This window comes from Thermogutta hypogea (assembly GCF_055386265.1).
This window is the reverse complement of sequence record NZ_AP042425.1, coordinates 2233107-2252105: the sequence shown is the minus strand read 5'-3', so window position 1 is coordinate 2252105 and position 18999 is coordinate 2233107. Positions and strand designations below refer to the sequence as shown.

The 18999-nt window shown below is 60.1% G+C and carries 16 protein-coding genes and 1 tRNA gene; 10 read left to right on the top strand and 7 right to left on the bottom strand.

What is annotated here, in order from left to right:
* Positions 1 to 27 precede the first annotated feature (27 nt).
* The 4 genes from ACZ5B4_RS08140 to ACZ5B4_RS08125 all read right to left on the bottom strand — a co-directional run bounded on the left by ACZ5B4_RS08140 (position 28) and on the right by ACZ5B4_RS08125 (position 2679).
* Positions 28 to 297, bottom strand: coding sequence for a WXG100 family type VII secretion target (locus ACZ5B4_RS08140; RefSeq protein WP_464913936.1), 270 nt, complete (start codon positions 295 to 297; stop codon positions 28 to 30).
* Positions 297 to 1073 carry a vWA domain-containing protein gene (locus ACZ5B4_RS08135; protein ID WP_464914006.1) on the bottom strand — a complete coding sequence of 259 codons (777 nt, stop codon included), beginning with the start codon at positions 1071 to 1073 and terminating at the stop codon, positions 297 to 299. Before ACZ5B4_RS08135 ends, ACZ5B4_RS08140 begins: the two co-directional genes overlap by 1 nt.
* Positions 1073 to 1825, bottom strand: coding sequence for a vWA domain-containing protein (locus tag ACZ5B4_RS08130; protein WP_464913935.1), 753 nt, complete (start codon positions 1823 to 1825; stop codon positions 1073 to 1075). The genes ACZ5B4_RS08135 and ACZ5B4_RS08130 overlap by 1 nt, the downstream gene beginning before the upstream one ends.
* Before the next feature lie 83 nt (positions 1826 to 1908).
* Positions 1909 to 2679 (bottom strand): sigma 54-interacting transcriptional regulator, encoded by a 771-nt coding sequence (locus ACZ5B4_RS08125; RefSeq protein WP_464913934.1) that lies wholly within the window; start codon positions 2677 to 2679, stop codon positions 1909 to 1911.
* Positions 2680 to 3600: 921 nt separating this feature from the next.
* Here ACZ5B4_RS08125 and ACZ5B4_RS08120 point away from each other — a divergent pair.
* On the top strand, positions 3601 to 3999 hold the full coding sequence (locus ACZ5B4_RS08120; protein WP_464913933.1) for a hypothetical protein: 399 nt from the start codon (positions 3601 to 3603) through the stop codon (positions 3997 to 3999).
* Positions 4000 to 5722: 1723 nt separating this feature from the next.
* Here ACZ5B4_RS08120 and ACZ5B4_RS08115 read toward each other — a convergent pair.
* Positions 5723 to 6274 (bottom strand): MGH1-like glycoside hydrolase domain-containing protein, encoded by a 552-nt coding sequence (locus ACZ5B4_RS08115; protein ID WP_464913932.1) that lies wholly within the window; start codon positions 6272 to 6274, stop codon positions 5723 to 5725.
* Between the two features lie 676 nt (positions 6275 to 6950).
* Here ACZ5B4_RS08115 and ACZ5B4_RS08110 point away from each other — a divergent pair.
* Complete coding sequence (locus ACZ5B4_RS08110) at positions 6951 to 7088, top strand: hypothetical protein (protein WP_464913931.1); 138 nt, start codon at positions 6951 to 6953, stop codon at positions 7086 to 7088.
* Positions 7089 to 7474: 386 nt separating this feature from the next.
* Positions 7475 to 8827 (top strand): transposase, encoded by a 1353-nt coding sequence (locus tag ACZ5B4_RS08105; RefSeq protein ID WP_464913930.1) that lies wholly within the window; start codon positions 7475 to 7477, stop codon positions 8825 to 8827.
* 727 nt (positions 8828 to 9554) lie between these two features.
* On the opposite strand, the gene ACZ5B4_RS08100 is transcribed toward ACZ5B4_RS08105, so the two are convergent.
* Positions 9555 to 9629 (bottom strand) — tRNA-Pro (locus ACZ5B4_RS08100).
* Positions 9630 to 10135: 506 nt separating this feature from the next.
* Positions 10136 to 11260: a DUF1559 family PulG-like putative transporter gene (locus ACZ5B4_RS08095; RefSeq protein WP_464913929.1), complete on the bottom strand. Its 1125-nt coding sequence runs from the start codon at positions 11258 to 11260 to the stop codon at positions 10136 to 10138.
* A 227-nt stretch (positions 11261 to 11487) separates the two neighbouring features.
* On the opposite strand from ACZ5B4_RS08095, the gene ACZ5B4_RS08090 reads away from it, so the two are divergent.
* The 7 genes from ACZ5B4_RS08090 (at position 11488) to ACZ5B4_RS08060 (ending at position 18945) form a co-directional block, all read left to right on the top strand.
* Complete coding sequence (locus tag ACZ5B4_RS08090) at positions 11488 to 11967, top strand: hypothetical protein (protein WP_464913928.1); 480 nt, start codon at positions 11488 to 11490, stop codon at positions 11965 to 11967.
* A gap of 297 nt (positions 11968 to 12264) precedes the next feature.
* On the top strand, positions 12265 to 13470 hold the full coding sequence (locus ACZ5B4_RS08085) for a uroporphyrinogen decarboxylase family protein (RefSeq protein WP_464913927.1): 1206 nt from the start codon (positions 12265 to 12267) through the stop codon (positions 13468 to 13470).
* A 194-nt stretch (positions 13471 to 13664) separates the two neighbouring features.
* A complete protein-coding gene (locus tag ACZ5B4_RS08080) occupies positions 13665 to 13820 on the top strand; it encodes a hypothetical protein (protein ID WP_464913926.1) in 156 nt (51 codons plus the stop codon).
* 78 nt (positions 13821 to 13898) lie between these two features.
* Positions 13899 to 14546 carry a cobalamin B12-binding domain-containing protein gene (locus tag ACZ5B4_RS08075; RefSeq protein ID WP_464913925.1) on the top strand — a complete coding sequence of 216 codons (648 nt, stop codon included), beginning with the start codon at positions 13899 to 13901 and terminating at the stop codon, positions 14544 to 14546.
* Positions 14547 to 14915: 369 nt separating this feature from the next.
* Positions 14916 to 17357, top strand: coding sequence for a tetratricopeptide repeat protein (locus ACZ5B4_RS08070; RefSeq protein ID WP_464913924.1), 2442 nt, complete (start codon positions 14916 to 14918; stop codon positions 17355 to 17357).
* A gap of 54 nt (positions 17358 to 17411) precedes the next feature.
* Entirely contained in the window at positions 17412 to 17924 is a 513-nt protein-coding gene (locus ACZ5B4_RS08065) for a hypothetical protein (protein ID WP_464913923.1), read from the top strand.
* A 79-nt stretch (positions 17925 to 18003) separates the two neighbouring features.
* Positions 18004 to 18945: a sensor histidine kinase gene (locus ACZ5B4_RS08060; protein WP_464913922.1), complete on the top strand. Its 942-nt coding sequence runs from the start codon at positions 18004 to 18006 to the stop codon at positions 18943 to 18945.
* The last annotated feature ends 54 nt before the right edge of the window (positions 18946 to 18999 follow it).

Here is an 18999-nt window from a genome sequence, read left to right as displayed (position 1 = left end):
ATGGAAACTTGCGCCATCGTCGTACCTTTAGGATTGCAGATAGTCGCGCAAACGCGCCGCAAGCGCGGCCAGATACCGAATCTGTTCCGAAGCGTTGGCATCAAACTGTTTCAATTGCTGGACGAGCGCATGGTATTCCTCCTCGAACCGCGCCCGTTTCTCGTCTTGCCAGGTGTCTCCAAGCGCCGCGAAAGCACCATCGAGGCTTCCAACGGCATCGTTGAGTGAGTCAACGAACTGTTGCAAGGCACGCGCAAAGCGTTCCAGTTCATCTGGGTCTCCGACTGCCTGTGGCATTACCAGTACCCCCCTTCGTCTGCATTTGCCTTCGCGGATGTCGGCACGGCGTTGGGATTGCTCGACTTGCTGCGGACCGTCACCGACATCGTGACCTTGCGGAAGAACTCATGGATCGTGTCCGCCTCCGTTGCACGGAAGACGGTATTTCGGATCGCGGTTCCATTGACTTCTGCCAACATGGGCGTCTTCGAGATGAAGCGTTCAAGAACCGGCAGGCCGGGATTCTCGCCGATACCCATCGCCATAAAGAAGCACTTGGAGGAACGCCCCTCGGCAATCAGCGACTCCAGCGGGCGACTCCAGTCGTCCGTCGGCTCCCCGTCCGAGACCAGGACAACGGTGGGCCTGTAAGCGCGGGATGGCACAACCTGCTTGTCCTCAATCATCGCCTTGGCCACTGAGAATGCCGCACCCATCGCGGTGCATCCTCCCGCCGTCATGTCCGTCCATTTTACAGACGACGCGGGAGTCGGCGGCAGGTGTTGCGTTGCGCTGTCGCCAAAGATGATAATGGAGATCAGAAACTCGGTCTCACTCCTTTCCTCGGCTGCAAACGATTCGATCATTTCTTTGACAGCCTCGTTCAGGATCTGTATCTTCGAGGTTCCGCCTTCGACCAGCTCCCATGTTTTGCCATCGCTCTCCAGTGTTTGCCCGGTTCTGCGGGCGTTCTCAGGGTCAACGATTTCATTCATTGAGCCGCTGACATCGAGCAACAGGAACACCGGCAACGGCTTTGCCTTCGGTGCCGTGAATTTGCTTGCGTCGAACATCACCAATACCCTCCTTCAGATTCTTTATCGGAAACCGGATCGTCGGATCGCTTTGTCGGCGACGGCTTCTGCGACCTCTCTGCCCTTGCTTCAATCGTGGCAGGCTTTACCTCGATGGCGCTTGGATCTGGCACAACATTCTTGTCTTTCGACTGCGTTCGGATCGTTACGGACATGGTGACGAACGTGAAGAACTCCCGCAGTTGTTTGGCGTTCTCGGCATAGAAGAGGCGGTTCTGCGTTCCCTCGATGAACTTGCCAAGAACGCCCTCGTCCGCATCTGCGCCGATGGCCATTGCCATGCGGTCGCACTTGGCAGAACGGCCGTCCTTGATGAAATCCTCCAGCGGTTGCCGCCAATCATCGTTTGGACGACCGTCCGAAACCAAAACCACAGTCGGGCGGTAAGCCCGGGAGGGAATCACACTCTTGTCCTCAATCATAGCTTTGGCCATCTTCAACGCGGTACCGAGGGGTGTGCCGCCTGATGCTGACAAATCATGCCAAGAAATTTTACTGGAACTGGTCAATGGCTGATGCAGTTTCACCTCTGAACCAAAGGTGATGATGGCAACATGGATTTCGGTCTCGCCGTTCTCGGCATCGCAAAATGTGCTTAGCATGTCCTTCACTGCGTCGTTAAGGTTCTGGAGTTTTGGACCGGACATGCTTCCGCTGACGTCGAGCAGGAGAATTACAGGCAGGGGTCTGGCTGCCGGGGCGGTGAATTTGGATGGATCGAAAGCTTGCATTACACACACTCCTTGATAAACTGGCGGTCAAGGTTGTCTCTAATTGCACAGCCGGTGCCGTCGCGATTGTACCCAGAATTCGTTCATTTGGCACCAAGAGTCTGACAATTCGGTAGCCCCACAAGCCTGCACGTTGCCGAATGTTGTCCGGCGACCTTGTCGTACTCGCGAATCAAGTGATAACGATCACTCTCTGCGACGAGCTCAGCGAGATTCAAGTCGTCGCCCCGCCCTTGGTTTGAGGTCGCCCGACCGTTGGGTAGGGATTGAATCGGCAACCAAGGCGTCCTTCTCAACCGGGGACATGGCTTGACGAATTTCCTTGGTGTGAACGACTTCGCCGGTAGGCCAATTTGCAATGCCGGAGTTTTCGATGGTTCACGGATATCGCCTGGCCAAAGATGCAGGGCTAGCAGCTTCCTCGCGTCCGCAGAAAGAGTCTTGTGCACCCATGCCGCTTGCTTGGCGCAATTCCGGTTGATTCGGTCGAAGAGATAGTCGATCAGAGAGCCTAAAGCATCAATTCCCTCACGCAAGAGGGGAGGCTGGAAAACACCGACAACGAGCCGATGAAAAAGGCACTCACGAAATCGCTGAGCGGCGACTTCTTTCGGAAATTGTCGATTGGTTGCAGCAATCACGTGGAGACAGATCTTCTGAGGCTTGTGTCTTGATTTGGGGTTTAAGTAGAGTCTCTTGGGTCGATAATTTGTGGGGGTGTTTCGGGGTAGGCACTCAACAGTCGCCGGAAACAGATAAGAATAGGGTAGGGTAGCGGGTGGGAAGGACCGTGTCCCCTCGGCCGTCAGCGCGAGGTGGGCTATATCCAACCAAGGATGCCGGGAATTGCTCATGCGGCTTCCTCCGCCACCACGATATCCAGCTTCTCCTTGGCTCCTGTGGTTCAGCCCTGCCACAGCGGAATCCGAATGGTTGGGCTAGCGGCCTAGGCCTCCTCAGGCGTTCGCGGATCACCGCCCGCGTCCAGCACCGGGGCTCGATGGGAGGCGGCGGCCCGGGACGCGTCCGCTTGGCGGCGTCCACTGGCGGGAGGTACTAGCTCGAAAGGGCGATGCCTAACAATGGCAACACCGCCTCCCCTCGCGGCGAAGCATTACACTCTAGCTGCTTTCCCGTCGTACGGGCACGTTTCATTGCAAGAACCTTCGATTCTGCCCCGAACAAGCCTCACTCTCGTGTTTCTCCAGAAACCTTCGCAGGATCTCTGCAAAGTCCTTCCGGCTCTTGTAGGATGTAACCATAACTATCCGCAAGTCGGTTGTCAACAATTTCGATTGCGTGTCACGTGTTCTTGTGTAAAGTCTCGTTTCTCTCGCCAATCGGAGGGGCAGGAGGCGTTGGGAATAGGCGGGGTTGAAGTGTGAGAAGAGAAAGATTTCGGAGGTTGTCGGGCCTGACTTTGCATATCGATTCACGCACGCCCATGCCATGGTGGGGGATGGATTGCGGCAGGCCACGGCGATGTCTGCTCAGGTGCCTGACCCGCGGAAACAACGTGGGGTGCACCATCCCTTCGGCGCGATCTTGACTCTGGTGTTTCTAGGGTTACTGGGTCGGATCCCAGAGATGCCGGCCTTGGCCCGTTCGGAGACTGGACACCGGCGGGAATAGAAAGAGCGCTGGGGCTTTACCCGTGAGCATCCGCCGTGTGACATGACGATTTCCCGGGCCTTGCCAGGTTTGCGAGTGGAAACTTCCAGAAATACTTACAGGAGTTATTGCGGAACAACCCTCCGGGAGGTGAAGAGGTCTACATGGCGGCGGTGGATGGGAAGGTGTGTCGTAAGTGGAGTGATAAAGATGGTGCCAGTCCGATGTTATTGCATATAGTCGGGCAGATGATGAAGCTGACGATGAGTCAGTGGGTGATGAAGAGGAAGAAAAAGAATGAGGTGAGGTGTTTACAAAAGCATCTCGGAGAGTCATGGACGGCTGATCATTATGTGCAGCTTTTGAGGAGGGGTGCTTTGGGTGCCCAGCGGCTGTTGTTAGAGGCATTGCACGCGGTGGGGTGCGACTATGTGTGTGAGGTGAAGGAGAATCAGCCGGAGTTGTTAGGGGCGCTCATGATGCGTTTTAGAGAGGCGGACCGACAGAGGCCGGGCGCTCATGAGGTAAGAAAGAGAGCAACATCGTTGCCGCCCGCCTCGTAGATAGGTCACACGGCTGCAGAGCCCTGCCACAACATTGACATATTTTTCTTCGGTCCGCCGCGTCTTTTCGGCACGGTAACTATGGAATCTAGCATGCTCTCGCCATGGGTGCCGCGTCGGCGTGGGGAGCCGCTTTTGCGAAGAGACTGATGGCGGAGGCCGACGAGCCGATGCACCGACTGACATGCGGCTGCATCGTGCCCGGCATGTTCTTGTACAACAGTCAAATCGGCTACTTTTACAACACGACATTCGCCCGCATCGACAAGGCCGGGGACCAGTTGGGCGCTTCGGCCTCATTCGATGACTGTGACCTACCTAGCCTCGCCAAAGCAGCGTCCGACGTTCACTCATGGAGTCACTCGCAAAAGGCGAACGCGGCCACAGGGGGGGGACGGGGAGTCGACTTGACCTGCAACCATCGGAGGTTCCACGGGGCCGCGTCAAGGCGGGCGACCGACAGTCGATGAGTTTAAGCGAACCGCGTCGCGTTCCTCATCACCGCTGTGCCCCGGGTAGAACACGGGTTTAAGAAGTCTGACTATCGATTCGGGCCGTGCTACCTTGCCCGTGTTGTGGACAACCTGCACAATCGAGATGGCCCTTGCCGAGATCCAAGCGCGGGACGGGCCGGCTACCGAACCCCTGGGGCCGGCGACGTGGCGACCTATCTCGCTGGGGGCACGTCGCCCTGCTTTCGACCGGCGTACTGTTTTGAGTAAGTTGCGCATCCTCCATGGATATACCGTCGGGTTTTCCAGACGCGTTCCAGCCTTTCGTCATCGAGATGATCGGGACCTACTGACCCGCGAGGAACCGCTGAGCCGCCTAATCCAAGCGAAGCCACTGTTCCTGCACCGACTAAGCATCGTTTGCTTGAACCGCCGCGAGGAATCCCGCGGCAATCTCTGATGGAAGTGGTGCAGCCCTTAGCGGCTCAACGATCTCTGCGGGATCAGTGTTCGGCGTCCATGCGGCCGCGGCCGGTGCCAACGCGAACAAGAGCTCGGCCTCGGACGTCAATCCAGAAAAGCATTGCCTTTCTCCCCGGGACGCGCTCAGCCGACGCGGCATGTAGCATCTTAAGAAGCCGAAGCTGATAGGCCAACCGGTCTGCGGAGCACGTCCCGCATTCGGTCAACAAGGCAAACAGATGAACGGACCGGGAAAATGCCGGGAGGGATAGGCCCGCCTCGGCCATCGGTTGCTGTGCGTCGTCCCCGGCATTCAGCTTGATTGCTTTCCGAGCCGCGGCGGCCCGAACCACGTCCCCGGAATCGCCTGGTTCATTGGGCCGCCGGGCCAGAAAAACCGCCTCGCTCAAAGAGACGCTCCAAGCCACCTCCCCGAACTGTGCACCTAGTCGCCAAGCCGGCGCCGAATGTTGCGACGAGTGCCGCGGCCGTTGTTCAGCGAGCGACCGTTATCGCGAACGCCTGGCATCCCGTCGCTCCGGCGGGGATCATAGGTTCATCGGCGCTCTTCCCGTTCACCGGGCAGTGCGTGACCTTGGTTCTCGTTCCATGGATCGCCACATCGCAAATAGCATTACGGCATCGGACGTTTTTCAGGCCGATCGATGAAATCCCCTCTGGGACGCAGGGTTCGAAACGAACGCCGCCCGTATCGAACGGCACCCCGCGAGCCCCAGCAATACCATGCGGAGATAGGCCGTCGCGGCCCAGGTTTGCCGTGAGGTCGGCTGCCAGAGGATGATGCCCTGTCAAAGGTTCTCCTGGAACCCTCCATACGGCATCCCGGTGAACGGGTGGTAGATCTCCACGAACTGTTTGTTCCACACGCCGTGGGCCGCCGGATTGAAAAACTCATGTCCAAACATCTCGGCCCCACCGGCCCGAGCGGCGGCCTCTGACCAAGACGCTTGAATTTGCAGCCAAACCGTTCCGATGTGCTGGCCGAACGATCTCCTGTCCGGAAGTTCGTACCGCGGGAGATTTGGCCATCTGCAAGGCACACCGGCTGGCGTGAAGTAGTTATGAGCGAGGACCGACTCGGACCGCCCGGCGTCGGCCGCTCCAAAGAGCAAAGCGTAGGACGAGCCGAGACCTTTTTGCGAGTCGCACGTCCCGAACGACCCGATCAAAAATCCATAGCAACCTTCGGCCTGATTCCACAGCAGCGAGTTGATGGCGTTCTTGAGACGTTCGGGTTTTACGGACCATTGTGGATCGACCGGGATCTCGAGTTTGGTTGCCATTTGCTCAGCGATCCGATAGGCGTTGTACTGCTGGCAGTTGGTGGCAAGTGCTATCATCGGGATTCCGCTCGCCGGTTCCGAGACCGTATTGGGGTTGGACTTGGCCAGTCAAGGATGCGGCTCGAACCGCCGGCGTCCGCGCAGGCGTCCGGATGAGCCGCCACGCCGTCGCTCAAGTCCGGGCCGTGAAATAATTCATCGCTCGCGTCAAATTGGGTTTACTAGAAAAAGGCGACCGAGTTCTTTGTCACTTCCAAGGCGGGGAGGAGGATCGCCTTGTCGCCAGTGTAGAGGTCATGGTGCCGTGTCCCGGTTGTCCAGACGATGCAGTCGCAATGCTGGCCTCTTAGGCGGCATGCCGACAACGCAAGTTTTTGCGCAGCGGCGTGAGTTGTCAAGTTTCGTCTGCTGTGAGTGTGAAAACGACATTCCCCGCACGGGGCGTGGTTTTTTGGGGGTATTTCATGATTCCGGGGGAATTGTTCGCGATTTCTCGACGAGGTCGCAAGTCATGCGAGCATTAGGTACGAAGCGAAAACGAGGCTGTTTCGTCCGTCCCATATCGCCCTGCTGCGGAAAGGAACGCCCTGGTATTGGTCGCCATTCGCAAGCCCTTTTCCCGGAGCTTGCTGGAGGACAGCACCTCCGTCAGCGCAATCCGAGAGGGCTTGGCCGCGATTCCTGATGGGCAATTGCTCCATGCCTCCGCGGCAAGGGACGCAACGACTATCCCGTGAATGTCTTCTGGGGGACGTTGCTGCCGCGGGCCATCGTGCGACGTCCCGACATGGAGACCTGCCCGCCCGAATTGCGAGGGGCCGCAGACCTCTGTGGCCTGATCGGAACCTCCTCGGCAGGTAAGGTCCCCTAGCTGGAATTAGTCCCACTTTGAAAATCCTCTTGGTAGAAGACCGTTTCCGGACGATGCTCAAGAGGATTCTCGAACAGATGATCGAGCAGTTGGGGGGAGGCCGGGTAGGACTTGGGGCAAGACACGATAGGGAATGAACGAGCGGAAAACACGCGGAGCAACGGGGAAGATGCCAACCTTGGGGCGGCGATGATCGTGTATGCGACCTTTGCCCAGCTGTTGCGCAAGGGGACGTTGGGGAAACTTAGGTCTAGGATCGTTAGCCGAGGCGTTGCGGGCGCGCATTATCACGAGGCGTTCTGGCGAGTCCGTTGCTAACAGCCCGTTGAAAAAGCTTGTGGACAAGAATATCCTATCGCCATCGTGCGATGCAGGAGGTCAGGACGATGGCGTTGGGAAAGCGGCGAGATCATCAGCAGGAGCTGTGGGTGGCCACCACCGACCTGCCCAAGTCCGAAGGACACGTCTTCTACCGGAGGCTCAATCAAATCCTCGACGAGGCAGGGTTCGACCGCTGGATCGAGGAAAAGTGCCGCCCGTACTACCACCACAGCCTGGGCCGGCCCTCGATTCCGCCGGGAGTCTATTTTCGGATGCTGCTGGTGGGTTACTTCGAGGGGATCGGCTCGCAGCGGGGGATTGCCTGGCGGTGCGGGGACAGTCTTTCGTTGCGGGCGTTTCTGGGCATCTCGCCGGCGGAGGCGACACCGGACCATTCGAGCCTGACGCGGGTGCGTGACCGGTTGCCGCTGGAGCTGCACGTCGACGTGTTTCAGTGGGTGCTGCGGGTGGTCGCGGAGAAGGGCCTGTTGCGGGGCAAGACGGTGGCGGTGGATGCGACCACGCTGGAGGCGAACGCGGCGATGAAGTCGATCGTCCGACGCGACACGGGCGAGGATTGGAAGAAGTATCTGCGGCGGTTGTTGCAAGAACAGGAAGGTGTCGCGAATCCTACGGAGGAAGACCTGCGGCGGTTTGATCGGAAGCGGGAAGACAAACGGGTGCCGAACGGGGAGTGGGTGTCGGCGACCGATCCGGACAGCCGGATTGCGAAGATGAAGGATGGGCGGACGCACTTGGCGTACAAGGCGGAGCACGTGGTGGATGTGGAGACGGAGGTGGTGCTGGCGGCCTCGATCCGCCGGGCCGACGAAGGGGACGCCGAGACCATGGTCGACAGCGTGATGGAGGCCCAAACGCATTTGTCCGAGGCCGAGATCGATGTCCAGATCGAGGAGGTGGTAGCGGACAAGGGGTATCACGCGACCGAAACGCTCGAGCCGGCCGACCGGTTGGGGCTGCGGACGTACATTCCGGAGCGCCAGGCACGGGGGAAACGGAGGTGGAAGAAGGTGTCGGCAGAGGCACGCCGGGCGTTCTGGAACAACCGGCGGCGGACCCGTCGGGCGCGGAGCCGACGGTTGCAGCGTTTGCGAAGCGAGCGGGTAGAGAGGAGCTTTGCCCACCTTTGCGACACGGGCGGTAGCCGGCGCAGTTGGCTGCGAGGGCTCCAGAAGGTGCAGAAGCGCTACCTGATTGCGGCTGCGGCTCGGAACTTGGGGTTGGTGCTGCGCAAGCTGTTCGGGATCGGGACGCCGCGAGGGATGCAGGCCGCGAACGGCCTTGTGTTTCTTGTGCGGTTTGTGTGGATTCACATTTCGGGCCTCCTACGCGGTCGTCAGACCGACCGGGATCCCTCGGATTCGTCCACTATCGCGAACTATCTAACCGCAGCCTGACCGCCTGACCGCACGACAAAAACCCGCGTTCTTCAACGGGCTGCTAAAACACCTACCCTCGGAATCGAGCTCTTTCCTTACCGTTCGGGATTCCTGTCCGTGCGGATCGGACTTCAGGGGGGAACTGGTGGAAAAACCTTAACGCGAGTCAGTTCATTGATTTGCTGCACGCCGGCACCTTTATTCCCGTCCTTATTTCGGCTTCCGTTGTCCGCCGCGTTGCCTCGAACTCTCAAAATTTACAGAGTCGACACCTCCTTTGTGGACGTGAACCGTTCCCAGGACTTAAGCAGTACTTCAAGAAGGGTTTTCCATGGCACCTACCGGCGAGACGATGGGCGATACCAGCCCAATGTCATGGTCGGGAACCGGTCGTATAGCCACCGCTTCCTTGGCGACGCGCGCTCACTATTCCTGAAAAGGCGTGACTGTCCTGATCGCCTGTTAGACGCTGAGCCGGACCCATAAACCGGGCGTAAGCCTGTTTACTTTCAGGCGAACCGTAGGAGGAGAACCAGGAATCGCGCCCCGTGAAGCGGACACGTGCTTGGCTGGAGGCAGGATGAATAAGATACCGCGGGATCTAATTCTTCGAAGTCCCGCAATTCAACTCCTTGACAAGGTTTCGTGGTAGGCTTACCACGAAATCACGGACCTTCGCCCCACACTCTCCAGAATGGAAAGGCATTCCGAAATCTAGGAAAAGACACGACTTGCATTTCTTCAGTCGGGGCGACTGGATTTGAACCAGCGACCTCTTGGTCCCGAACCAAGCGCTCTAGCCAGGCTGAGCTACGCCCCGAGGAAATCCCAGGGAAATAATTGACGTGTCGGCACTTCGCAGTACCCTACAAGCACACGCGGCAAACTAGCCCCTAAAGCCGTCGCCGCCACCGATTCCTCAAACATACCGATGAAGTTGGGAGCGGTCAATGGGAGCCGTATCTTCGCAGACGGGCGGAAGGGACCCGATGGCCGTGGGCGAATGCGGAAGGGCCCCGGTGGCCGCGGGCGAATAGGGAACGGAGCCGTGCCGAGACCAAGGGGGAGAAACTGGAATCGACCAAACTCACCGGTCCCTTGCAGCGTCGTTATCGTTCGCCATGCCACGGAGAAAGTTTGCGCACCACCGAGAAGATCGTCGTTGTGAAGGAACGGCAGGTCCGAATCACTGGGCTTGTCACTTCGGCTCGCTCGGCCGATCGGCTCCATTGCAACGTGTGGCAAGAACGAAAAAAGGGTTGTCCCTGCGTGCAGGGAGCAACCCTTTCCCTCACATAGTTTTTCTGAACAGTACGAATCAGACGGCTACGGAAGTTGCACTGACTCTTGGCCGTTGGCGCTGCCCAGCGCGCCCCAAATGCCGTAGAGCGACGGTCCGGAGTAGTCTTGCGGTCGGCTCGTGTTTCCCAGCGGTGGGAAGCCGGGTGGCGGGGCGGTTGCGGTCCGGGTGGGATCGCCCGCATCAATCGTCTCGCTGACAAACCGTACGGACCCATCCAGGAAGCAGACATTGACTCCACCCGGGTGACGGCTGCTCGCCGTCACAATAGCCCAGTTCTCGCCGTCATTGCCGCAACTCGGCCCGTTGGGCGGCAGCATGGGATAGAAAAACGTGTAGGGATTTCTTCCGTCGGTCCAGCGCCATCCGATCAGCCAGCCCGGCCCTTGGATGTTGCCGGTAAACTGTCGATTCGCCCCCACCTGCTGGAGGCACAAGGACGGCGGAGCACTGTTGTAGGCTCCCACATCCCGGGCCAGCGCCTCTCCTACTTGACGACTGTTTTGGACACCCACGATCGCCTCTGAAATTGCCATCGTGTTGCTGGCGCCGTCCCGAACCGTCGAGAAGTCGACCAAGACTTTGTCGCCGCGACCGAACGTGCCGCGAGATTCATGCCAATCCCAATTCAACCATTGATCGCCGCGATTGCATTTGTAGCTGATGGGGGTCATACCGTTGTTTTGCGGCGGCACCTGCCGGGCACGGCCGTCCGACGGGCATACATACGCGCTCATCCAGGTGCGGGTATACACAAAACCGTACCACGGACTGTAGGAGTTGTTATTGCCGTCGACCTTCCCAATGTAGTTTTGATACAGGTCGTCGTACATTGGTTTTTGTTCCATGTACGGCAGAATCAATACGCTCCAGCCCCAACGATGAGCCTGGTTGGGATAATTTCCGGAATTGGCGGGCTGGGCCAACAAGGGATCGAAGTTGGCGGCCGGAAAGCGGTTGTACGTATCGTGAAAGTTGTGCAGCGCCAAACCGATCTGTTTGAGGTTGTTGGTGCATTGCGATCGGCGGGCGGCTTCCCGGGCGGCTTGAACGGCAGGGAGCAACAAAGCGATCAAGATGCCGATGATGGCAATCACCACAAGAAGTTCCACGAGGGTGAACCCCGCTTGCCTAGGTCTACGCTTTCTCATAGCGACACCTCCAATTCTGATAAAGAAAAAAACACCACCCAACCACCGGAAGCCCGCCTGAGGCTTCGGAACGACTCGCGAATGATTTCGATCGGAGCAATTCTGAGATGCAAGACAAGCTGTCTCATTTTCCCGACGAACTTTAGTATACTGACAGGGTATTCGGCGTCAACGGATTTGCGTCCGTGGACGGGTGGTTTTCAGATCGCTGGTTTAGGAGGGATGCCATGAAATCGAGCGTTGTGTGTGCGGTGTTGGCGGTCGGCCTGGTCGTTTTGGGTTGTTCCAAGGAACCGAAGGTCACGTTCAAGACCTATCCCGTCAAGATCACGATCACGCAAAAGGGCCAGCCTTTGCCGGGTGCGGATGTGCGGCTTCACCCCTTGGATCCCAATGGAAGAGGAGGGCAGGGCAAGACCGACATCTCCGGAGTGGCGGTGGTGAAGAGCTTCGGCGACGGGAACGCCATTGCGGAGGGGGCGATGGCGGGTAAATATAAGGTGCTCGTCTCCAAGATTCAGGCCCCGGTGACGCCCGAAGGCCAGGACTACGATCAGCTTCAGGCCCAGCAGGCCGCCGCCGACCCCTATGCCTCGGCTCCGAAACCGCTCCTGCCGCCGAGATACAACTCGTGGCAGGACACGCCGTTCGAATGCGAGGTCCAGGCTTCCGGCACCAATGAATTCTCGTTCGACATTCCCGAGTAATTCGGCTTCTCAGGCTTGGCGCGAGGGAGCGGGCGGAAGAGGGCCCCAATGGACAAGAGGTCCCATTTTTCGACCGGCGCGTCAATTGCACCGGTGACGGTTCACTAGTACGTCAGGTCGGCCGGTTGGGCACTCGGTTCATGGTTTCCGGGTCGTTGACACGCCGCACTCGCAAACACCATACTAGGGCAACCTGGCGCCGGGCGGATGCAATTCCGTCCGGCGGCGGGCGTGTCCGAGAGGGGAACCGCGGGATCATGTGGTGTTGGGGGACTTCATGCTTGCGAGGGGAATGCGATGGCGGCCGATACTCATGCGATCGAGGAGCGGTATCAGCAGCGGCTGAAGCGTTACGTGGCGGCCATGCGGAAGCAGAAGCCCGATATGGTGCCGATTCGGCCCTTCGTCGCTGAATTCACGGCGGTGTACGCGGGGTACACCATCCAGGAAGTGACCCACGACTACCGTAAGGCCCTAGATGCGGCGCTGCAATGTGCCCGAGATTTCGATTGGGACGCCGTGGTGGCCAACATGGTTTACGTGTGGACGGGTTTGGTGCAGGCCGTCAACCTGCGCTACTACAGCGTGCCCGGCGTGGATATCCCCCCGAATGTTCCCTTCCAATACCTCGAGCCGCCGGATGATAACGCGTGGATGCGGCCCGACGAGTACGACGCCCTGATCGAAGATCCGACGGGATTCCTGCTGAACGTCTGGCTTCCGCGGGTGTCGCGAGATGTGGTGCCGGAGGGACGGCCCAACACCTTCCGGAACAACATGTCGTTCTTGCTCGGCGGGATGGCGATGATGGATTATTTCGGGGCGTTGGGCGGCCAAGTCGCGCGACTTCGTAGGGAATGCGGCACGGTGTCGGCGATCTCCGGAATCCTCAAGGCCCCGTTCGACATCATCGCTGATAAGCTTCGCGGCTACCGGGGCTTGTGCATGGATATGTACCGGCAGCCCGACAAGGTCCTCAAGGCTTGCGAAGCGTTGACGCCGCACCTGTTTCACGTGGCCTTATCCGGCGCCGACCCGGATAAGAACGTGCCGATCGGCTTGTGGATGCATCGCGGCTGCGTCCCCTTCCTTTCGCCGCAACAATTCGAGCGATTCTACTGGCCGTCGCTGAAAGAGATCATCGAGGCCCTTTGGGCGAAGGGACATCAGGTTCTGTTCTACGCCGAGGGCGAGTGGAACCCGAATCTGAAGTACATCGCGCAACTGCCGGATCTTAGCATCGTGTACCACGTGGATCGCGGGGACATCTTCGAGGTGCACCGCGAAGTGGGACACAAGTTCTGCATCAGCGGCGGCATTCCCAACGACCTGCTGGCATTCGGAACGCCGGACGACGTTCGGGCGTATTGCAAGAAGGTGCTGGACGGCGTGGCGCGGGACGGCGGCTACATCCTGGATGCGGGGGCCATCATGCAAAACGACACGAAGGTGGAAAATCTCCGCGCCCTGACCGAGGCGGCACGCGAATACGGAGTCTATTGAAACGTGCGACCGCGGCATGGCGCCATGCCGCGGCGGAATCGGGGAGGACGCGGAGGTCGCCGCGCGGCGCGGATCGGCCATGCCGGAAGCCCCGGAAGAGGTCGCCGAGTTTTCCGCCGGGCGAACCATGAAAACGATCCTAAGAGGAGGGAGCGATGGACGGTGGCGAAATCTCAAAATCCGACAAAACTGCGGTGTTGAAGCGTCCGCCGGGCACGTGTTTTCCGTGGGAGGAAAAGGTCAAAGACTTGCCGCCCATCCAGGGGGACGGCGAGCTTGTGAAGCGAGTGTGGCAGGACATCGACGCGCTGGGTTACATGTATATCTGGCAAGTACTGCTGTCGTTTTGAGGCCGGCATGCGGCCGCCGATCCGGAATGAGGGGAATCATCAGGGGTCGGGGGCCCTATTCTTCGGAGGGGAATTCTCATGGCGGAAAGCAGCTTGGCGGAGGCGATCGCGGTCTGCGATGAGCCGCGTGTGATGGAATTGTTGCGGACGCAATTGGCGGCCGGCGTTCCCGCGGGCGAGATCTTGAGCGAATGCAATCGCGGCATGATCGAATTGGGGAACCGCTTCAGTCGGGAAGAGTGCTTTCTGCCCGACTTGATGTTCGGCGGCATGATGATGAAAAACATCATGGCCGAGCTGGGGCCGCGATTGGGACCGGGCGACGCCGAGAGCACGGCCCACAAGGCCGTCGCGGTGATCGGGACCGTGCAGCATGACGTGCATGATATCGGCAAGGACATCGTCGTCATGATGTTGCGGGGGGCCGGCTTCAAGGTGGTGGATCTGGGCGTGGACGCCCCTCCGGAGAAATTCGTGGAAGCCGTGCGCGAACATCGACCGGCGGTAGTGGGGATGAGCCTGCTCCTGACGACGTGCTATTCCTCGGTTGTGGCGACGGTGGAGGCGATCCGAGCGGCAGGGCTTCGCGACGGCTTATCACTGATGGTCGGCGGGGCCGCGGCCAGCCAATTGCTGGCCGAAAAGGCGGGTTGCGACTTCTACGGCAAGACGGCCGCCGACGGCCTCCGATTCGCTTGCCAAGCGGCGGGCATCGCCCAAGTGTAGTGGTGCCAAGACGCTCGGCGCGAGGGAATTCGACTTCGCGCCCGCCACGGCTCGCCGCGTCGCGCCGAACGGGTTGTTGCGCCCGGCCGACCGGGGCGCAGCAAGGTGCTCGCCGCGTGTTGAACGGAATCCGCTTCTAACCGGTGTGACCAAGGTTGTTACGCTACTTCTGAGCCTTGGCGGGTACTCTCGACGGCCCACGCGACCCGCATGGTTGCGTGTCCTCGGCCTTCTTCCCGGTCAAACCGCATTGACATTTCCGCTCGCTATTCGGTAGATAGCCGTTGGATTTCCGTCGGACTAGGGGAGGGATCCCCAATTCGTCCCAGGCTCGGATCGCGCGCCGTAGGAAAGGATTTCGCGGCGACCATGGTTGAAGAGGAAACGCAGCAACAGCCGGAACAAGAGGTTCCTCAAGCCGTGCCGGGCGGCGAGGCCAAGACCGGGCCGGTCGTGAGGGGTGCTCTGCGCAAGTGGCGCTGGATCATCCTGGCGGGATCGGTTTCGGTGCTGGCTACCGGGGGCGTTACCGCCTATTTGCTGCTGACACGAGAGCCGACGGTGACGGCGGAGAGCATCTTGCAGGCACTGGCGACCGAAGATTACGCCGGGGCAAAAGCGTCGGCGTCCAAGGTCCTCGATTCCGGTAATCCCGACGACGCGGCATATGGGGCGGCCATGTTCGCCTTGGGTGTCTGGCACTCCAAGGAAGGAGATCGCATCAGCGGTAACGAACAGAACCGCGAATATGCTCTGAGTGCCGCTTATCTCTCCGCCGCGGCGACGAGTGGGTTTCCCAAGGGCTGGGAAGCCGAAGGCAGGTTCCTGCTGGGACGCAGCCTGCACTTCTCCAATCGGTTCAGCGAAAGTCGCAATGAGCTTCGCGAGGCGGCTCGACTCGATCCCGCGTACCAACCGCGGGTCTTGTGGCTGCTGGCCGAGTCCTTCTTGCTGGATCGACAACCGAATCTGGAGGAGGCGTTGCGGAGCAACGGTCAGTTCTTGGAAATCCCCCGGTTGACGGTCGAGAGCCGTAACGCGGCCTATCGCCAGCGGGCCAGAATCCTGCTCGAGATGCGGCGCCCGGAGGAGGCGGACGAGGCGCTGCGTCGCTTGAGTCCCACGGCGGCACAGACCGCGGAAAGCGGCCTGTTGCGCGCTCAGGTCGCGCTCTTGACGGCGGAGTTGCTCGAACCGCTCGACTCTGCCGAGAAGCAGACGCAATACCGCGAAAAAATGGCGGAGGCACAAGAGATTCTGGGCGGCGTGGAAAAGCAGGCTTTGGCTGACGATGCTCTCCTCGCTCAGGCCTCGTATCTGCGTTCGCGGAGTGCCGAGTTGTCCGGGGATTTCGACGACGCATTGAGCGGGTACGAGAAGACTTGGATTCGCTTTGCCGGCCGTCCGGAGGCCTGGGCGGCTCGATTCCGCATGGCCCAATTGAATCGGCGACTGGGACGCGTCGAACAAACGGTGGAAGGCCTGCGCGGCGTGCTGGGCGGGATTTCCGACGCGGACGCCTTCGTGAACCGCTGGGTCTCCTTGAATGAAGTTCGGGACGAGACTGCGGCGGCTCTCCGCCAGTATTTGGGGCAGGGAGAATTCGCCGCATCCTTGAGTCTTACGGAGTCCATGTCCCCGGTCTTCGCCGCCAGTGAGATTCACGCCTTTCGCGCCCAAATTCACCGCGATTGGGCGCGACAATTGGTCAGGCAAGGCGAGGGGCAGCCGGCGGGCAAGGTGGAGGGGTTGCTCAAGGAGGCGAGGCGGCACTTCCGATCGGCGGGTGACGAATTTACGCGATTGGCAAGGACGCGGGCGGCGACCAAGGCTTACCCCGACGATTTATGGGACGCGGCCGACAGTTATTTGGCCGGATGGTCCTTCAGCCGGGCATCACGGGTGCTGCGAGAGTATCTGCGGAATGAGGCCAAGAAACGGAACTCGGTGGCCCTGCTGCGGCTGGGCGAATGCCTGCTGGCCATGGGCCGGCTGGACGAGGCCCTCTTGGTGCTCAATGAGTGCATCGAGTTCCACGCCAAGGACGCCGCCTCGTACGAGGCCAGATTGCTGGCCGCGCTCGCTTACCAGGAAAAGGCGGACTATGCGCAGGCGGAGAGCGTCCTGCTGCAAAACCTGAACGGCGAGTTGGCGCCGAGTAGCCGGGAGTGGCGAGCGTCCCTTTTTGCGTTGGGACACCTCTACTACGAGCAAAACAAGGATGCGGAGGCCGTGCCGCGCCTGGAGGAAGCCGTGACGCGCTATCCGCAAGACGAACAGACGGCGCAGGCCCGCTACGAATTGGCCGAGATCTTTCGTCGGACGGCCGTCCAGGCGTTGGGATTGTCTTCGGACACCGCCTCGACGGCGGACGAAGCACGGCTTCCCCTTCGCCGCGATGCGCAGAACCGTCTCCTGGCGGCCAAGTTCCATTTTGAAGCCGTCCGCGAGGCGATGAACGACCGCGCGAATCAGCGGCAACTGCTGAACCAGGAGTTGGTCCTGTTGCGAAACGCCTATTTCGGCTTGGGGGACGTGTGCTATCGGCTGGGACGCTTCACGGAGGCCCTGGAGGCCTATCATGCCGTGCTCAACCGCTTCCAATCCCGACCCGAGGTCTTGGAGGCGTATGCCCAAATCGTGCGTTGCTATCAAGCCATGGGGCGGGAAGGGGAATCGCGGATCGCCTTGGAGCAGGCCAAGATCGTGCTCCAGCGATTACCGAGAGATACGGATTTTGCGGCCGCCACGGTGTTGGATAACGCCGGCTGGATCGCGCGTTTTCAACGCTTGGAAAAGACTTTGCAATAAATACGCCGACGGCGGCGGGGCGGGATTTCGTCGGCTCTCATTTCGAACGCGAAAATGAACCACCTTTTCGTGCGGATGATGGACGCGATGCCTCCAACCCCTGGAATTGTCATCGAAAGCTGGAACTCCGCGGACCGCTTGGCGGAACTGGTTCGCGGGAAGCAGTCTTGCCTTGCGGAGTTGTTGGGCGTCTGTCGCAGGCAAGTGGAGCTGGTGGACGCGGGCGACATCGAGGGGTTGTTGGAGCTGCTCGCCTGGAAACAGCGTTACTTGCAGGAAATCCAAAGACTGGAGGCGGAGTTGGCCCCTTATCGTCAGGAGTCGCCCGAGGCCCGGTTGTGGCGTTGCGAAGACTTGCGTCGAGAGACGGCGGGCAGGTTGCAGGACTGCCGACGGCTCCTGGCGGAGATTCTGGAGATCGAGCGGCATTGCGAACAACGGATGATCGCTAGAAGAGAAGAGGTCGGCCGTCGCTTGCAAGAGGTACAGGACGCCGCGGAGGCGAGAAAGGCGTACGCTCGGCAAGAAAGTGCCGGCCAAGACGCCGACGCCTTGTGGGAGGGCTGATCACCCGGTGCGGTTCGTCGGGAAGTGCGGATTGCAGGGAGTATCGAGAGTCGATCGATGCTTCGGGAAGGTTGGAAATATGGATGACGAAACCCCGCTGCGAATCGCGGCTGAAGCGACCCCGGCGGCGAACCCTGCCGCGGATTGGGTCTTGCCCTCGGCCGAGGACGGATTGGGGGCCGTCTTGCAGGCCTGGCAGGCGGCGACGGTGCGGTTGGAAAAGACGCACGAGGCGCTCCGCGCCGAGGTCAAGCGCCTGACGGATGAATTGGAGCGCAAGAATCGTCAGTTGGCCCAAAAGGATCGCCTGGCCGACCTGGGCCGCATGGCCGCCCATATCGCTCACGAACTGCGGAACAGTTTGGTGCCCGTCGCACTCTACGTCAGCCTCTTGCGGCGGCATTTGGAAGGGGATACGCAAGGCTTGGAAATCTTGGAGTGCATCGAGACCTCGCATCGCGCCGCGGAAAGCACGGTCACGGATCTCTTGCAATTCACGGCGGAGCGAGAACCCTGCCGGGAGCGGGTGTCGATCGGCGAGATTCTGAGATCGGTCGTGGGCGCGTTGCAACCGCAGGCGGCGGCGCAGGGAGTGGAAATGATCGTGCAAACGGGGGGCGAGTTCGTCGTCAAAGTCGACCGCGAGATGTTGCGCCGCGCCGTGTTTAATCTGGTCTTGAATGCCTTGGATGCCATGCCGCAAGGCGGGCGTTTTGTACTGCGAGCGGTGAAGAACGAAGAGACATGGTGTATTGAAGCCGAAGACTCCGGACCGGGATTGCAAGAAGAGGCTCTGCGCCGGGCATTCGAGCCGTTTTACACGACCAAGAACGGCGGCACCGGTTTGGGGTTGGCCATCGTGAGTCGGATCGTGGAGCTTCACGGCGGGGAGGTGGACGTGGCGAACCGTCCCACGGGAGGAGCGCGTTTCACGCTGCTCTTTCCCAACCACGGCTTTGCCTGCGACGGCGGCGGCTCGCAAGGCGCTGGGCGGCCGTCGACGGAGCGCAGTGCGGCGTAAGATCCGGTTTGCCTACGAGCAAGGCGCCACGGTGATTGATAAGCAGGAATAGGC